Genomic DNA, 16,449 nt, shown 5'->3' with positions numbered 1-16,449 from the left:
TGCCTACCTCACTGATGGGGGGCCATAGACCCAATTGGGAAGGAACAGGGTTAAATCAGGGAACGTGATCAGGATGATCATGCCAAGAACATAAGCGCCGATAAAGGGCAGCACCGCGACCGAGATACGTTCAAGCGATATTTTCGAAATACGCGAAGCAATCGTCAGGTTCGCACCCAGTGGCGGTGTCAGGAACCCGATTTCGCAGGTGATCACAGTAAAGATACCAAACAGCACCGGATCGACACCGATGGACACTACAAGCGGCAGGAACACAGCCGTGAACAGAACGATCTGTGCAAGGCTTTCCATGAATGTGCCAATGAAAATGTAGAAAATACCAATGAGCAGAAGCACGAGAAACGGACTGGTTGTGATTGATGTAATGCCTGCCTGCACGGCAGCCGGCACATCATAGAACGCCGTCAGCTGCCCAAAGGCGAGCGTGGGCGTCAGAAGGATCAGGATACCTGTCAGCAACGCGGTAAAGCGCAGCGCTTCGAGAAGTTTGCGCAGGGTTAGTTCGCGGTAAATGAAGAAGCCGACGAAAAGCGCATAAAACACGGCAACGCCCGCTGCCTCGGTCGGGGTGAAGATGCCGCCGTAGATTCCACCCATAATCAGAACCGGTGCCCCGATGGACCATTTGCCTTCCCATGCGGCCTCAAGGAACGGGCCCCATGTGAACGGATCACCACCCCCGCCATAGCCGCGCCGCCGCGCGATGATGTAGGTGGTCATCATCAACAAAGTAGTCACGATAAACCCCGGTACGATTCCTGCCAGAAACAACCGTGGGATCGATGTTTCCGAAACAAGGCCATAGATGATCATCAGATTTGACGGCGGGATCAAACTGCCCAAGGCACCTGCACTTGCGGTAATAGCCGCAGCAAACGGCACGTCATAGCCGTCTTTCTTCATAGCGGGCACGGTGGCTGATCCGATTGCAGCTGTGGTTGCCGGGCCAGAGCCTGAGAGCGCCCCGAACAACATACAGGCAAAAACCGTGACAAGGCCCATCGACCCGCGATAGGCCCCGACCAGTTTGCTAGCGATCCCGATCATCCGGTTTGCCATGCCGCCAGTTTCCATCAGCCGCCCTGCCAGAACAAACAGCGGGATAGTGAGCAATGGAAAGGGTGTCAGGCTGGTATAGCCGGTCTGCGCCAACAATGTGAAAGGAATATCAATCAAAAACAGCGCAAGCGCGGTGGTCAGACCCACGGCTGCAAAAAGTGGCACGCCTATCAATGTTAAAACGACAAAAGCAATCGCCAGAAGCAACAGTTCGTTCAAAACAGATGCTCCTCGTCCGCGACATCGCCGTCTTCGACCAGCATTCCGGGCAAACCTTCGGCACCGTCACGATACCAGATCACATAAGTCTGGATCAGCCGCACCAGCATCAGGCCATAACCAATGACCAGAATAGTCTGCGGGTAGAATTCATTGATCCCAAGACTGGGGCTGTGCGAGGGAAACTTCCAAAGTACCGCCAGATAATCCCAGCTGACCCGGATCATCAAAATGCTGAACGCGGCCCAGGCCAGATCTGCCATGAAGATCGTGTAACGGCCCATGCGTGTAGGCAGCGATTGCACAGCAACCAGAATACGAATGTGAAAGCGTTCGCGCACGCAAAGTGATGCACCCATATAAACCGCCCAAACCATACAAATCGCGGCGGTTTCCTCTGTCCAGTGCAGGGCGATTTCAAATACATAGCGTGCCAGCACCTGAGAGATGACGGCCACTGCGATAATCGACAAAGCGATACAGCACAGCGCTTCTTCGAAATGCTTTTCCAACCAGCGCAAAACGCCCATGACCTGTCCCCGCGTCGTTAGGGCAGGGCCGCATGTATCGGCCCCGCCTGATCAGTTCTGCCGCTTATTCTGCCGCAGCGTTGATCATGTTCACCAGATCGACAAACTCTTGTCCGCGTTCTGCGGCAACGGATTGCTGTACGGTCTGCGCTGCGGCGATAAAATCAGCGCGATCAGGGTCCGTGCGGGTCATGCCACCTTCAGTCACCAGCCATTGACGCACTTCTTCGGTCTCTGTCCGCACCTCTTCACTGAATTGATTGCCCGCATCGATAGCAGCGCGCATGACTTGTTCACGTTGCTCATCGCTAAGGCGGTCCATAAAGGTTGAGGACGCAAACAGCGGTGCCATGGACACGAAATGCTCTAGAATAACGAGGTTCGGCATGAATTCGTAAAAGCTCATGTCGCGGATGAAGGCTGTGCCATTATCGCCACCATCGACGGTGCCGGTTTGCAATGCTGTGGGCGTCTCGGACCAGGCCAGTGGCACGGGGTTTGCGCCAAACGCTTCAAACGTCGCCAGCATGACGGCGTTATTGGGGGTGCGAATTTTCAGGCCATCCATATCGGCCATCGTGTTGACCGGGCGCACCGAATTGTAGAAATCGCGGTAGAGTGCGGGCCCAAAGCTCAGCAGATGCACGCCTGTGTCTTCCAGCAATTGCGCGCGGATGAAATCACCCACTTCACCGTCAACCACCCGTGCAAGGTGGTCGGTGTTCTGGAAGATATAGGGCAGCACCGTCACGTCCATCAGCGGCCAATGCGGGGACACGTTGTTGGCAGTGATAAAGAAGCCATCCACGGTGCCCAACTGCATCGCGCGAAACCCTTCATCCTCGGTAGATACCTGATTGCAGCAACGCAGGCGCACATCAACGGTGCCACCAGTATATTCTTCCGTCAGTTCTTCGAAGATTGCGCCAAAGCGGCCATAAAGCGAATCCTCTGGCGCGCCGAAGCCCACATTCATTGTAATCTCTTGGGCCGAAACAGCGGCAGCCGATAGCGTTAGACCCATGACTGCGCCAAGTGTTGTCTTGTAAAAACTCATGATCACTCTCCATGTTGTGCAGTTTTATTGTGCTATTATCTTTCAGCTTTGCACGGGAATGGGTGTTGGTATAATATCAATTATGATATTATTGATACTTGTACGGCATCATGCGTTCTGATTTGCGCCTTATCCGATACTTTGTGGCCGTCGCCGAAGAGCTGCATTTTCGCCGGGCCGCCGACAGGCTCGGCATTGCGCAGCCAGCCCTTAGCCGGGCAATCCAGACCTTGGAGACAGAGCTTGGGGTAGCACTTTTTACCCGCTCAAACCGCAATGTGCAGATTACCCCAGCAGGTAAGGTGTTTCTGGATCGGTCGCATGAAATGCTAAGCCTGATGGAACGGGCGACTGAGGATGTACATAACGCGCACCACGGGCGTATCGGGTCATTGCGTATCGGATATACCGATATTGCCATTGCGGGGCCGCTACCGACGCTGTTGAAGGATTTTCAGGGACGCCACCCGCAGATTATCCTGCAACCGCAACATGGCGTAACCCTGACCCAGATAAACCGCCTTACGGAAGGAAAGCTGGATATCGGCTTTGTCACGGGTCCGGTGAACAAGGATGACTATGACGAACAGCCAGTCCAATCAGAACGGTTTGTCTGCGTGTGCGCCGATAGCCATCCCTTTGCGCGCCGGACCGGCATTCAATTGACCGAACTGGCTACCGAAGACTTTGTGCATGGCAGCTCAACCGATTGGCAGCATTTCTACGACTATCTGATCCCGCTTTGCCGACGCGCCGGGTTCATGCCGCGCATCGTTCAGGAAGCATTCAATACCGCTGGTATTCTGGGTCTTGTGTCTTGTGGCATGGGTGTCACCGTCCTGACTGAATCAGTTTGCCTGGGCCATGGTCCGGGTCTTATGGTTGTCCCGATTGAGGATCTGACCGAGCGTTTGATCACATCGGCCATCTGGCGGCGCGATCACGTCGTTGGGCCGACAGGTCATTTCGTCAACTACCTGCGCGACCTGCCAAAGCTGTAACTTTAACGCGGTCTTGCGCCAGTGCATGATGGTGAGCGGCTACAGATCCTGCGGCGAAACCAGTTGTCTTTATTGCCGTCTTCTGTACGCCTAAAGAAGCACTGCTCAGGGGGGGTTGCATGTCAGGCATTACGGTTTTCGAAGCAAAAACAATCATCACAATGGACCCGACGATGCCAAAGGCCACACATGTTGCAGTCCGCGACGGGCACATATTGGCGTTGGGTGATGCAGATTGCGGCGACGCTTGGGGCGATGTCACGCATGATACATCCCTTGCAGGTGCTATCCTGATGCCCGGTTTTGTCGAAGGTCACGCGCATATGATGGCTGGGGCGATCTGGGATTATGCCTATACCGGCTATCACGATCGCATTGATCCTCAGGGCCGTGTGTGGAACGGGCTTTCGTCGCTTGATGATGTCGTCGCACGCCTAACCGAAATTGAGACGACACTGCCCGCTGATACACCGTTGATCGGCTGGGGGTTTGACCCGATCTTTTTGCCAGATGACCGGCTCAGCCGGGCGCATCTGGACCGGGTCTCGACCACCCGCCCGATCGCGATCCTGTTTTCAAATTTCCATCTGATGTGCGTGAACTCTGCAGCACTCAATATGACAGGTTACAACGCCAGCACCCAAGCCGAAGGCGTCGTCAAGGACGCGAATGGCGCACCCACCGGCGAATTGCAGGAAATGGCCGCGATGTTCCCAATCATGCGGCGATTGGGCATTGATTTCAGAGCGCTATCGCAACGCGAAAGTGCCATACAGTCTTACGCAGAAGTGGCTCGCCGTGCCGGGGTCACGACCGTCACAGATCTATTTTCGCAATTGGAGGACGAGGACCTTGACGTCATGCTGGCCGTAACCGGCGCGGACAACTTTCCGCTGCGTATCGTGCCCGCTTTAGCCGCGTCTGGAGATCCCTCTGCCTTGGCCAGCCGCGCCCATGCGTTGAAAGCAAGATCCACGGATAAACTGCGACTGGGCGCGGTCAAGCTAATGACAGACGGGTCGATCCAAGGGTGGACCGCGCGGGTCAAATGGCCGGGTTATGTAGGCGGGCAACCCAATGGCATCTGGAATATGGCCCCAGATCAGATCCGCGAAACATGCAAAGTGCTACATGGGGCGGCGATCCAAATGCATATCCATGTCAACGGGGATGAAGCGTCCGAGGTCGTCATTGGCGCACTGGAAGATGCAATGGAGGCACAGCATTGGCCCGACCATCGGCATGTTCTGCAACACGGGCAGTTGATGGGGGCAGATCAGTTCCGGCGCTGTGCGACCCTTGGTCTTTGCGTCAATCTGTTTGCCAACCATCTGTGGTATTTTGGGGATCAGCATGTTGCGCTGACCGTCGGCCCAGATCGCGCCGCGCGCATGAACGCGGCACGGTCCGCGCTGGATTATGACCTGACTGTTGCGATCCATTCTGATGCGCCGGTGACGCCGATGGGTCCTCTTTTTACCGCTTGGTGTGCAGTAAACCGCCAGACCATGACGGGTGCCGTGCTGGGGCCGGCGCAACGTATCACGGTGGCCGAAGCCTTGCGGGCGATTACTCTGGGTGCCGCACAGACGCTCAAACTGGACGCAGAGATTGGATCGATCAGCATCGGCAAACGCGCTGATTTTGTGGTACTTGGGGACAACCCTTTGACGGTTGATCCTCAAGCTCTCGCCGATGTACCAGTGCTTGGCACCGTGTTTGGCGGGCAGGTGGCTCTGGTATGAACCCGCTGCCTGTAACGGTGATTGGCGGCTACCTTGGGGCGGGCAAGACCACGCTGATCAATCAGCTTCTAAAGGCCCCTCAAGGCCAGCGCCTTTTTGTCATTGTGAATGATTTTGGCGCGATCAATATTGATCAAAGCCTGCTTGCCGCGCGTGATGAAGACACCATTGCACTGACAAACGGCTGTGTGTGCTGCACAATGGGAGCGGATTTGTTCATGGCTCTTGGGGATGTACTGGACCGTAACCCGCGCCCGGATCATTTGATTGTCGAAGCCAGCGGTATCGCTGACCCCACAAAGATCGCAAATGCAGCTATCACAGAGCCGGACATGCGACACGCTGGGATCCTGACGGTGGTTGATGCGATGTCTTATGACGGATTGCGCCGTGACCCATTGATCGGGGCACAGTTTGCGCAGCAAATCGCATGTGCTGATTTGGTCGCGATCAGCAAAGCAAAAGGGGGTGTGCCGAAGATCGACCTCAGCGATCTGACGCGCGCACCCGTACTGACACAGGGTGCGCCAGAGCATATCCTGCATCTTGTTGCAGATATACGCCATGAAGAAGGCCCGCTGAATGCTGCGTTACGCCACCCCGACTATGTTTCATGGTCAAGCCAGGATCGGTTGACGCTGCCCGAAGATGCACTTCGCACAGCCTTCGCCGCGCGTCCAAGGGGGCTGTTTCGCGTCAAGGGCAAGCTGCCTTATGATGATCAGACAAGCTGGATCGTTCAGTGTGTGGGCACACAGGTTGAAATCAACGCAACCGCGGGGGTCCATACGGCAAATATCGTCGGGATTGGGTTGGCTGGTATGGTCACGCTGACCGAAATTGAGGCTTGGTGGAACGACTGCCTTGCAAGAGGGTGAATATCAACGCGACCTAATCAGCTTGAAGCACGATACGTTGCGCCATGTCTGCCTGCAGAGTGTCCAGATATGCGGTGGCCCAGCCCCCTGATCCTAGCCTTTCAGATATAGAATCCGTACCTGTTGAACAAAGCAGGCTGGGTGCGCGGTTGAGATTGGCGTGCACTCGACTGCTGTCTACATCGTCTCTGGGCTGCAAGCAGCATCTTGCACAGCTGCTTGGAAGATCGCCAGAGGTCCACAATGCTATCTCTGCGATCCCTCCATAGGGCAAGTGGGCGCCGCATTGGGATTGGGCAAACTTAGATAACGTTTCTTCATCAAGGTCGCGCCAACCCGCTCATGTCAACTTCAACCTGCCCGGACAGGCTCTCCAAGCTGTCGTATAGAAGCTGCAATGCATAGTGCGGGTTGTGGACGTATATCGCCGAGTCCTTGGCAACGACCTGATAGTTGTAGGCGGCTTTCAAAAGACGGGGTGTCCAGCTTTGATACCGGTTGGGGTAGGCCGTTTCATCGTCCGAGGCGATGCCATCGCCGTTGCTATCAATGAAAAAGTATGGATAAGACCCTGCGCCATAGACAATGGGGGTTCCCGAAACATTTGCCCCATAACTCTGGATCGCCATTCCAAGGCGCTCATGCAGCGCATTGATCGGCACAGAAATACCCGCTGATGTATCGCCGTCACCATCAAAGTCCGTCGTCGTGGTTCGGATGTCGGAAAAGCTGGTAACGCCCTGGTGGCAGGCCGTGCAGTTGTCCAACTGCACCTCAAGCGAATGTGGTCGGTGGCAATCAACACAGCCGTTCATGTCAGGAACATGCGTGAATTGCCCTTTGTAGACCTTGCCATCGTATTCATAGCCGCCCCTTACATCACCGCCCATCAAGGTTGCTGCAGAGGGTGCATAGTGAATGTTGATGAAACTTAAATCACCTGCGATCACATCATCCTCTAGCCCAGCGACTGCAGTTTCGACGTCGAAGGTTGATGTACGACCCTGATGGCAGACCGTGCAAACTGCAGATTCTTCGAACGTGTCCACGGTTTCACCGGATGGGAACGGAACAGCCATCAGTTCTGACGCCGCCGAGGTGTGACAGACAACGCAATCCACTGATGTTCCGGTCGGCACAGAGTGGTCTATGACGCCCGGTTGGCTCATTTCACCAAGCAAGTAATCGACGGCCCCGGTGCTGGAATGACAAACGGCACAGGTGCCCGGGATTTCGCTTTCTTCATGCCAGTGGGTAAAAGCCTCAGACGAGCGGTCTGCGTGGGGCGACGCCAGCCAGGCATCAACGATTTCATCAAGAGATGGGCCATCGTCAGGACTGTCTTGGGCTGCAGCCTGTGAACTGACCAGAGCAGTGAGCATACCGGTAGCGAACGCTCTGGTGAACGACATCATCTTTGGCATGGGTCTTGGCTCCTTTGACTGAGGCACTTCCAATGGATGTCGCAAACTTGTTTTTGCAGATTGATAAATATCAATGTGACGGGCGCAGGCACCCATATCCATGACCCTAAAAACTCAAAAGGGCTGTCAGGCTTGCATGCATTACCAGATTAGACAGGGGTATTGGCGATCCGACACTGATGCGCCGGTTCGGGCCATTGATGATATCGGATTGCCGGGTTCGACCGCCGTGGTCGGTGCTGATTTCCCCGGTCTGCGCCCTACCTTTTTGGTTGCGCAGGGCGATGAAGTTACCGCTGGTCAGGTTCTCTTTACAGATCGCAACCATAGTCAAATTGCCCATGTGGCACCATGTGCAGGAACCGTAGCGCAATTAGAGTACGGCCCTCGTAGAACCCTATCTGCATGCGTCATCAAACCGGTGGGAAAGACCACATCTGCTGCACAGCAAGTCACACCTTTGGACGACAGTACCGATGTTTCCGTACGTCATGTTTTGCAGGGTCGCGGCATGTGGCCCGCCTTTCGTACCCGCCCGTTCGGTCGTACGCCGGCCCCGGACGATCGCCCCTTTGCGATATTCGTGAACGCTGTGCAGGGGGCTGCCGCACCTGACCCACATGTGGTTCTGGACGGGCGGATGGAAATGTTTGCAAAAGGTGCTGATGTCCTGACCAAACTAACCGATGGGTTGGTCCATGTCTGCCAATCGAAAGGTGCCCCACTTTGCCCAGTCACGAACCGCGTGCGCGTTACGACCTTTGGCGGCACAATGGCTTCAGCGTTAGCAGGCACACATATCGATCGACTATGTCCGGTACAATCGGGGCGGCAGGTTTGGACTGTTGGCTATCAAGACGTTGTTGCCATCGGGCATTTGTTTGCGACGGGTCAGTATGCGGCCGACCGGGTCGTCGCGGTTGGCGGACCTCTTTTAGAAAGTCCAAAGCTGGTGCGGACCATACTTGGCGCCCGTATCGCTGACATAACAGCAAATCATATAGCTGACGGCGCAAACCCCGTTTTCCGATCAGGCACTCCGCTCAATGCGCATGAAGCGGTGTTTCTGGGTCGCTTTGACATGCAGGTTACGGCAACCCCGCGCCCAGTATCGAAAGTGCAAGCGTCATGGAAATCCTGGTTATCTTTCACCCAAGGCGCATTAATCCCGACCGCGTCATTGGACCGCGCATTGGCGCCACGCGTCTTATCAGTGCCGCTGATGCGCGCGCTTAGCGTTGGTGACAGTGATGCCGCACGCCGTCTTGGGTGTCTGGCACTGGTCGAGGAGGACGTTGCAATCTTGTGCCGACTTTGTACCAGCGGCGCGGACTACAGGGTCTTGCTGCGACACGTTCTTGATGAGCTTATGGAGGACGCGGCATGAACCCAGCCCCTTCCATTTGGACGAGCGTGACTGGTGTCACTCTCGCGCAGACTGTAGCACTGGTCGCGCCATCCGTTGTAACGGCTTTGGCAAACCCAACCAGCTATGCCGTTTTACTGCTAACCGCGCTGTTAACAGTGTGGTTCTGGGAGGGCTTATTTGCCGTCCTTCGTAAGCGCAAACCTGGCGTTCACGGGATCACAACAGCGCTGATCATTGCGGTGCTCGCACCACCCGATCTTGTCCTTTGGCAGCTGGCCATTGCCCTCTCGCTTGGCGTGGTATTGGCGGAATTGGTCTTTGGCGGGCGCGGGTTCGGTTTCTTAAGTCCGGCGGTCGTTGCGGCATCATTGCTGGTATTCTCGTTCCCTGAGGTGACGCTGGCGCCGGGTAAAGTAAACGTTGCACTTGCAACGATCCCTGGGGCGCTTCTGCTGTTGTTTCTGGGCCTCATATCATGGCGCATCTTGGTGGGTGCCGCGGTGGGTACAGGTGTTTTGCTTATGCTCTCTGCCGATGGGTTAAATGCACCTGCGATTGCTGCGGCAATGACATTCTGCTTGGTGTTTGTGGTCTGTGACCCTACGGCGGCGTCGGCAACCAACCCCGGTCGCTGGTTTTACGGGCTGCTAACAGGGGGATTGATTATCCTGTTTTCGGACGGACCTGTTCCCACGACTGAGGGGGTCGTTTTTGCCGCACTGATCGCCAGTATCTTCGCGCCGTTGATCGACCATCTGGTTGTTTTGGTACAAGCCAGACGCTGGAAGACCGCCCATGCTTAATCCGCTCACCCCTTGGCGGCGCTTTCTGGCGCGCCCGAACGACGACCACGTCAAGGTGTTCGGCGTCGCCATCCTTGTTGCAATGATCTGCGCTGCCTTTGTATCAACCGCGGCCGTCGCACTGAAACCCTTGCAGGACGCACATCTGGAAGCCGAACGCGCCGCGCGCATGGCGCAAATGCTCGATACCTTGCCCGGCATGCGCGAGGTGATGGAAGAGGCCGGCGTCGACGCTCTTGAAACCCGCGTGGTAGAGATGGCCACAGGCACATTCGTGACCGATATTGATCCCGACAGCTTTGACGTGCAGGCGGCAGCAAATGATCCTGAGCAAAGCACTGCTATTCCATCCGATGCCGATATCGCCGGTCTGCACAGGCGTGCCGACCATGCTTTGGTCCACTTGCTGGAACGGGACGGTGCGCTGTTGCTAGTTGTCTTGCCCGTTCAAGGCACAGGGTATCAGTCGACTATCAGGGCGATGCTCGCCTTGGAACCCGATTTGAATACCATTGCGGCGCTGACAATTACTGAACAAGGCGAAACGCCCGGTATCGGGGCCCGTGTCCAAGACCCCGCTTGGCAAGCACTTTGGCCCGGCAGGCAGGTCGCAGATGAAAACGGCAACATCGTCATTTCCGTTGTGCGCGGCACCGCAACGGCACCTTACGAAGTCGACGGTATCTCGGGCGCGACCGCTACCAGCAACGGCGTGGCAAATATGCTGCGGTATTGGCTGGGTGATCACGGCTACGGCCCATTTCTTGACCGTTTAGCGACAGAGGGGCTTTAGACGATGGCTTCAAACCTGCGCCATGTCACATCACCGTTGATTGAGAATAATCCGGTCACGCTGCAAATCCTCGGTATCTGCTCGGCACTGGCAGTGACGACATCTCTGTCGACGGCTCTTGTCATGTCGTTAGCCCTGACTTCTGTGCTGTGTCTTGCATCAGCAACGGTCAGCCTGATCCGCAACCACATTCCAAACGTCATTCGGTTAATCGTGCAGATCATCATTATCGCGTCGCTGGTGATCGTGATCGATGAACTTCTACAGGCATATGCGTTCGAGATCAGCCGCCAGCTTTCCATCTTTGTGGGGCTGATCGTAACCAATTGCCTTGTGATGGGTCGGGCAGAGGCGTTTGCGATGCGCAACCCGGTCTGGCCATCGGTGCTGGATGGGTTGGGCAATGGGCTGGGCTACAGTCTGGTCCTGATCATTGTGGGATCTATCCGAGAGCTTTTGGGGGCCGGGACGTTACTGGGATACACCATCCTGACGCCTGCATCTGATGGAGGGTGGTTTGTCCCACTTGGTCTGATGCAGCTGGCCCCCAGCGCATTCTTCATCATCGGTCTGCTGGTTTGGGCCATTCGGACCCATTGGGTCGGGCAGGTTGAAACCCCGAAATTCAGCCTGATACAGCAAAGGTCACGCGGATGATGGACCTGCTGATCACCGCGATTTTCCACGAGAACCTCGCGCTAACGTTCTTTTTGGGCGTTTGCACGTTTCTTGCTGTATCCGAACGTCTGGAAACCGCATTCGGGCTGGGTCTTGCGATTATCGTGGTGCAGACGATTACCGTGCCGGTCAATAACCTGATCTTTAGCGGTTTTCTTGTCGAGGGCGCATGGGCGTGGCTGGGCTTGCCCGATGTTGACCTGACCTTCCTGAGGCTGATTGCCTTCATTGGCGTCATCGCTGCCATGGTCCAGATACTGGAAATGGTCCTCGACCGGTTTGCGCCTGTCCTTTACCGTGCGCTTGGCATCTTCCTGCCACTGATCACGGTGAACTGCGCCGTTCTGGGCGGCAGTCTGTTCATGGTAGAGCGGCAGTACGACTTTGCAAAATCTGTTGTCTTCGGCTTTGGCAGTGGTGTGGGCTGGGCCCTCGCGATTATCACCTTCGCTGCTATCCGAGAACGTCTGAAGTACAGTGACATGCCTGCGGGGCTGCAGGGGTTGGGAAGTGCGTTCTTGGTGACAGGGCTGATGTCACTGGGCTTTTCGGCTTTTGCAGGTGTGGGCTCATGACTGAAATCCTGTTTGGAAGTGTCGTCGTGATCGCGTTGGTCCTTGTGCTGACTGCAACGGTCATTCTGGCGCGTGCCGCCTTGATGCCAGAGCGGCCAGCGACCCTTACCGTCAATACGCACACTCCGATCGCGACGACGACCGGGCAAAAGCTACTTTCTGCCCTGAACACCAACGGTATTCTTGTCCCTTCGGCTTGTGCCGGTGCGGGCACCTGTGGATTGTGCCGGGTGGCGATCACCAACGGCGGCCCGGCCAGTTTGCCAATCGAGGTCGCGCGCTTTACCCGCGCTGAATTGCGACAAGGCTTGCATCTGGCGTGTCAGGTTGTGGTGCGCGACGACATGGACATCGAAGTTGAAGAAGATCTGCTAGGTGCTGAGGCATTCACCTGCCATGTCACCTCATCACGCCAGCTTACGCCGTTGATCCGCGAAGTTGTTCTGCAAATGCCACCAGACATGCGACCAGATTTCTTCGCGGGCTCATTCGTACAGGTCACCGCCCAGCCGTATAAACTCGACTATACGGATATCGCCGTGCCAGAGCGCTTTGAAGACAGGTGGACCTCGCTGCGCGGCCTGTCGGTCGACAGCGTCGAAGACGTCACGCGTGCTTATTCGGTGTCGAACCGGCCAGAAGACACCGCCAAGGGGCAAATCGTCATGAACATTCGTTTGGCTCTGCCGCCGCCGTCTGTGGCAGATGCGCCCCCCGGTATCGTATCATCCTGGCTGTTTTCCTTGCAGCAAGGCGACCCCGTTCTGGTGTCAGGACCGTTCGGATCTTTCCGCATTCAACCGACAGAGCGCGAGATGGTCTTTATCGGGGGCGGTGTGGGCATGGCCCCGCTGCGCGCCATGATTTTTGAGCAACTCAACCAAGCCGAAACCAAGCGCAGGATGAGCTTTTGGTACGGCGCACGCAACAAAACCGAACTGCTTTATACCGAGGAGATTGAGCGGCTTGCCACCCAACACAGCAATTTTGATTGGACAATAGCCCTGTCCGATCCAGAGCCCGGTGACAATTGGTCAGGCGCGACCGGTTTTGTGCATGATGTCGCGCTGGAAAGGTATCTTGGGGATCATCCAGCGCCCGAAAATTGCGAATACTATCTGTGTGGGCCACCCCTGATGATCAGGGCGGTTTTGGCGATGCTGGATGATCTGGGCGTCGATGCCGACCATATCTTCAACGATGATTTTGGAGTTTGAGCGATGACCCTGAACAGGCGTGACATGCTTTTTGGACTGACTGCTGCTGGTCTCACTCTGCCAAACTCAGCATCCGCCGCGACCAATGTGATCGGAGGACACGCCTTTGGATCAACATGGCGGGTCGTGGCAGACACCAGAACCGATCCCGCCCTCATCAGATCAACCATGCAGACCGTGATCGACCAAACCGATATGGAGATGTCGCCGTATCGGACAACATCGGACCTGACCCGGTTCAACACAAGCATCGCTTTGGAGCATTCAAACATGCCGCAGGCTTTGTGCGATGTAACGGTAAAGGCACTTTCTATCGCAGCGCTTACCGGTGGCGCGTTCGACCCGACGGTTGGCCCTATTGTCAGCCGTTATGGCTTTGGTCCGATTGAAGGTGCGCAAGGCACATTTAAGGATATCACCGTGTCGGGGGATGTCATTGTGAAGGCTTCGCCAAGCCTGACGCTTGATCTGTGTGGCATCGCGAAGGGTCATGCGCTTGACCAGATCATTGCGCGGCTATCCGATGTGGGGGTTACACAAGTATTGGTTGAGGTTGGGGGAGAAGTCATGACTTTGGGCCATCATCCCGATGGCCGGGCTTGGCAGGTGGCGATCACAGACCCGATTGCGCAGGATTTCAGAGCGCTGCATCTGCTTGATCTACAAGGCTTTGCGCTTGCGACATCGGGACATGCAGAAAATGGTGTTTCCGGGGCGGTTGAGACCAGCCATATTATAAATCCCTACTACATGCGGCCCGCAGCGACGTCTCTGGCGTCGGTGTCAGTACTGGCGCAAACCGCGCTTGAAGCAGACGCCTTTGCCACCGCCTTATGCGCCGCCGGGCCCACAGATGGCGTTGCTTTGGCGCAAAAACTTGATATCGCAGCCTTGTTCGTCACCGACGGTATTGATGCGCCCGAACGAACAATGACCGGCACCTTTGCACAGCATATTCTTAGTTGAGGACAGCGCCATGGCTTCCATCATCCTGACGTTCTTGATCCTGCTGATCTCTATGGGCGGCCTTGCTGTGGGCGTTCTTTTGGGGCGGGCGCCAATCAAGGGGTCTTGCGGCGGTTTGGCCTGCACCACCTGCCGCGGATGCAAGAAAACTATCCGGGGAGGCAAGTAATGACAACAGGGCAGCGCGTAGCCGATTACATGGTAGTTGACCTGATCACATTATCCCCTGAAACGGAGATTAACCGTGCTATGCACGTCCTGCTTGATCACCGCATATCGGGTGCTCCGGTCGTGGACAAAAACGGTGATCTGGTGGGTGTCTTGTCGAAAAAGGACTGCTTGAAGGCCGCGCTTGAGGCCAGTTACTATCGAGAATGGGGCGGAACCGTCGCCCAACATATGTCCAAGGACGTTGAAACATTGGACGCTGGCACAGACATTGTCGCAGCAACCAAAGCTTTCTTGAACAATACATACCGCCGTTTCCCGGTGATCGAAGAGGGACAGCTTGTCGGCCAGATCAGCCGCGCCGATGTTCTACGCGCCATGAGTGAAAACTGGGGTTGAGGATCATTGATGCCCGGACGTCGTTTGCGCAATGGGATAAGAGAACGGACTTCAGGGTAAAAGCGGACTTTCAGCAAGGTAGAATTTGCGCCATTTGGCATTCACCAGAGCGCTTGGGACATATCTTTGACTTGTCAAAGCGCCAGATCGGCAGGATCGATGCTGGGTTGACAAGGCGCACTTATCCCGAACGAAAAAGCAGGTCTGGTAAACGCGCTGATGGTGTCATCAAGCGCGCAGCAGGCATCAACTGAGCTCCGTTGATCGAACAGACGGAGTACATCCGAACAATGGCCAGCCCCGACCTCAATCCCATCGAAATGGCATTTTCAACGCTCAAGGCCCACCTTCGACGCATCGGTGCAAGAACATTTGATGCTTTGTTTGAAGCCCTCGGAGACATCTGCGAGCTGTTTGATTCACACGAATGCTGGAACTTCCTTAAAGCTGCCGGGTATGCCTTGGATTAAATGCAAAAAGCTTTAGCCCTTCAGAATTGGTGCCCCGGTGGTGATCGTTCCACCGTGACTTGTCGCGGAACCGATATGAGCTGCATCCTTACCATCCACCTTGAAGAGCGGGGTTCCGACCGTGATGACGGCCCCACAGGCCGTCTTGTCTCCCACCACCGCTATGGGCCGGACGCCAGCCTTCGCCCCCGCTTTGCCCGAGACGATGGGATTGGGCCCATGGATCGGACACACATGGGTGTCACCGATGCGCGCGAGAGGCTTCATTGGATGGCGCTTTCCGCAAGATCGCGGGCCTGCTCCAAGCATCCGGCCCGCGCCTCTAACGGATAGAGTTCGATCATGAACTCCCCGCGCGGTCCGAATACCGCAACAAACGCTAGGCCGAGGCCGAGATGATCCGCGACTATATCGTCGTCGGGGTGCTCGATCAACATGCGGTCGGGTTCCAGCATGGTGGTCGTGATCGGCAGAACGTCGCGTTCGAGGGGAACATTGTTGCCGAAAGCGTCCTGCCCACCGCCAGACTGAAACGTCAACTCGGTCGGCGATAGGATGAACTGCATCACACCCGATCGCAGTCCGAAGTATTCGCCGGAGAATGCATCTTTCGTGGTAATCGACGCAAGGCACTGTTCCGGCAACCCGGTGACGGGTTCCAGAACGGTTCCCGCTTGCAGGAAAAAGCCGTCCGCGCCTTCGGACACCACCAGGCCGCGTCCTTCTTCCGGGCGCAGCACGATCGACGCGCGGACCGGGCCGTCTGCGCCTGGTTGGAACAGATCAACCCGTGTTCCGTCCTCGGTTTCGACCTGTCGACTGCGTGTGGCGCCAAGTTGCGGACCGTCGATCTGAAAGTACACCAATCCGTTCGGCGTGATCGAGAAAGCAGTGCCCATCTCCTTCGCAATATAGAGACCGCGGATCGGATCGGCGACTGCTGAGGTGGCGAAAATGACGGCGAGAATGAAAGCGGTGCGAATCATCTGATTAGTCCAATCTGTGGTGCAAGGCCTGGGGCAATAGTCTGCGTTTTGTTCAAAACCTCCGCCCACCATGGCGCGCCGGGCCAGCTGC

Annotated in this window: 18 protein-coding genes and 1 pseudogene; 13 read left to right on the top strand and 6 right to left on the bottom strand. The window is 56.1% G+C overall.

What is annotated here, in order from left to right; genetic code table 11:
- Positions 1 to 3 precede the first annotated feature (3 nt).
- The 3 genes from BC777_RS16840 to BC777_RS16830 all read right to left on the bottom strand — a co-directional run bounded on the left by BC777_RS16840 (position 4) and on the right by BC777_RS16830 (position 2,886).
- Positions 4 to 1,299 carry a TRAP transporter large permease gene (locus BC777_RS16840; RefSeq protein WP_100369384.1) on the bottom strand — a complete coding sequence of 432 codons (1,296 nt, stop codon included), beginning with the start codon at positions 1,297 to 1,299 and terminating at the stop codon, positions 4 to 6.
- Positions 1,296 to 1,829, bottom strand: a complete 534-nt coding sequence (locus tag BC777_RS16835; RefSeq protein ID WP_100369383.1) for a TRAP transporter small permease — start codon at positions 1,827 to 1,829, stop codon at positions 1,296 to 1,298. Before BC777_RS16835 ends, BC777_RS16840 begins: the two co-directional genes overlap by 4 nt.
- A 64-nt stretch (positions 1,830 to 1,893) precedes the next feature.
- The gene (locus BC777_RS16830; protein ID WP_100369382.1) at positions 1,894 to 2,886 is read right to left on the bottom strand and encodes a TRAP transporter substrate-binding protein; all 993 of its coding nucleotides are present in this window, start codon (positions 2,884 to 2,886) and stop codon (positions 1,894 to 1,896) included.
- Between the two features lie 110 nt (positions 2,887 to 2,996).
- Between BC777_RS16830 and BC777_RS16825 the strand changes: the two genes are divergently transcribed.
- The 3 genes from BC777_RS16825 (at position 2,997) to BC777_RS16815 (ending at position 6,510) form a co-directional block, all read left to right on the top strand.
- Positions 2,997 to 3,887, top strand: coding sequence for a LysR family transcriptional regulator (locus BC777_RS16825; protein ID WP_100369381.1), 891 nt, complete (start codon positions 2,997 to 2,999; stop codon positions 3,885 to 3,887).
- Positions 3,888 to 4,006: 119 nt separating this feature from the next.
- On the top strand, positions 4,007 to 5,632 hold the full coding sequence (locus tag BC777_RS16820; protein ID WP_100369380.1) for an amidohydrolase: 1,626 nt from the start codon (positions 4,007 to 4,009) through the stop codon (positions 5,630 to 5,632).
- A complete protein-coding gene (locus tag BC777_RS16815; protein WP_100369379.1) occupies positions 5,629 to 6,510 on the top strand; it encodes a CobW family GTP-binding protein in 882 nt (293 codons plus the stop codon). Before BC777_RS16820 ends, BC777_RS16815 begins: the two co-directional genes overlap by 4 nt.
- Before the next feature lie 320 nt (positions 6,511 to 6,830).
- On the opposite strand, the gene BC777_RS16810 is transcribed toward BC777_RS16815, so the two are convergent.
- Positions 6,831 to 7,934, bottom strand: a complete 1,104-nt coding sequence (locus BC777_RS16810) for a polyheme membrane-associated cytochrome C (RefSeq protein WP_245834440.1) — start codon at positions 7,932 to 7,934, stop codon at positions 6,831 to 6,833.
- Between the two features lie 136 nt (positions 7,935 to 8,070).
- Here BC777_RS16810 and BC777_RS16805 point away from each other — a divergent pair, with 136 nt between their 5' ends.
- From BC777_RS16805 to BC777_RS16765, 10 genes and pseudogenes are all read left to right on the top strand, one after another.
- Positions 8,071 to 9,321, top strand: a complete 1,251-nt coding sequence (locus BC777_RS16805) for a hypothetical protein (protein ID WP_168769202.1) — start codon at positions 8,071 to 8,073, stop codon at positions 9,319 to 9,321.
- Positions 9,318 to 10,106 carry an RnfABCDGE type electron transport complex subunit D gene (locus BC777_RS16800; RefSeq protein WP_100369377.1) on the top strand — a complete coding sequence of 263 codons (789 nt, stop codon included), beginning with the start codon at positions 9,318 to 9,320 and terminating at the stop codon, positions 10,104 to 10,106. The genes BC777_RS16805 and BC777_RS16800 overlap by 4 nt, the downstream gene beginning before the upstream one ends.
- Entirely contained in the window at positions 10,099 to 10,899 is an 801-nt protein-coding gene (gene nqrC, locus BC777_RS16795; RefSeq protein WP_100369376.1) for an NADH:ubiquinone reductase (Na(+)-transporting) subunit C, read from the top strand. Before BC777_RS16800 ends, nqrC begins: the two co-directional genes overlap by 8 nt.
- Before the next feature lie 3 nt (positions 10,900 to 10,902).
- Positions 10,903 to 11,556 carry an NADH:ubiquinone reductase (Na(+)-transporting) subunit D gene (locus BC777_RS16790; RefSeq protein ID WP_100369375.1) on the top strand — a complete coding sequence of 218 codons (654 nt, stop codon included), beginning with the start codon at positions 10,903 to 10,905 and terminating at the stop codon, positions 11,554 to 11,556.
- On the top strand, positions 11,553 to 12,152 hold the full coding sequence (nqrE, locus tag BC777_RS16785; protein WP_100369374.1) for an NADH:ubiquinone reductase (Na(+)-transporting) subunit E: 600 nt from the start codon (positions 11,553 to 11,555) through the stop codon (positions 12,150 to 12,152). Before BC777_RS16790 ends, nqrE begins: the two co-directional genes overlap by 4 nt.
- Positions 12,149 to 13,369, top strand: a complete 1,221-nt coding sequence (gene nqrF / locus BC777_RS16780; protein WP_100369373.1) for an NADH:ubiquinone reductase (Na(+)-transporting) subunit F — start codon at positions 12,149 to 12,151, stop codon at positions 13,367 to 13,369. Before nqrE ends, nqrF begins: the two co-directional genes overlap by 4 nt.
- 3 nt (positions 13,370 to 13,372) lie before the next feature.
- The gene (locus BC777_RS16775) at positions 13,373 to 14,335 is read left to right on the top strand and encodes an FAD:protein FMN transferase (protein WP_100369372.1); all 963 of its coding nucleotides are present in this window, start codon (positions 13,373 to 13,375) and stop codon (positions 14,333 to 14,335) included.
- Between the two features lie 10 nt (positions 14,336 to 14,345).
- The gene (locus BC777_RS19405) at positions 14,346 to 14,504 is read left to right on the top strand and encodes a hypothetical protein (protein WP_168769201.1); all 159 of its coding nucleotides are present in this window, start codon (positions 14,346 to 14,348) and stop codon (positions 14,502 to 14,504) included.
- Positions 14,504 to 14,902: a CBS domain-containing protein gene (locus tag BC777_RS16770; RefSeq protein ID WP_100369371.1), complete on the top strand. Its 399-nt coding sequence runs from the start codon at positions 14,504 to 14,506 to the stop codon at positions 14,900 to 14,902. Before BC777_RS19405 ends, BC777_RS16770 begins: the two co-directional genes overlap by 1 nt.
- 296 nt (positions 14,903 to 15,198) lie before the next feature.
- Positions 15,199 to 15,372 (top strand): annotated as a pseudogene (locus tag BC777_RS16765) (IS630-like element ISSpo6 family transposase); the annotation flags it as partial.
- Between the two features lie 12 nt (positions 15,373 to 15,384).
- Here BC777_RS16765 and BC777_RS16760 read toward each other — a convergent pair.
- Both BC777_RS16760 and BC777_RS16755 read right to left on the bottom strand, forming a co-directional pair.
- Entirely contained in the window at positions 15,385 to 15,639 is a 255-nt protein-coding gene (locus BC777_RS16760) for a PAAR domain-containing protein (RefSeq protein WP_168769200.1), read from the bottom strand.
- Positions 15,636 to 16,449 (bottom strand): hypothetical protein (locus BC777_RS16755; RefSeq protein ID WP_211095393.1); only part of this gene is annotated, 814 nt, incomplete at its 5' end. The genes BC777_RS16760 and BC777_RS16755, both read right to left, overlap by 4 nt.

The sequence above is a fragment of the Yoonia maricola genome, assembly GCF_002797915.1.
Classification (GTDB): domain Bacteria; phylum Pseudomonadota; class Alphaproteobacteria; order Rhodobacterales; family Rhodobacteraceae; genus Yoonia; species Yoonia maricola.
The sequence above is the reverse complement of the archived record's forward strand: the minus strand, read 5'-3'. Positions and strand labels throughout refer to the sequence as shown.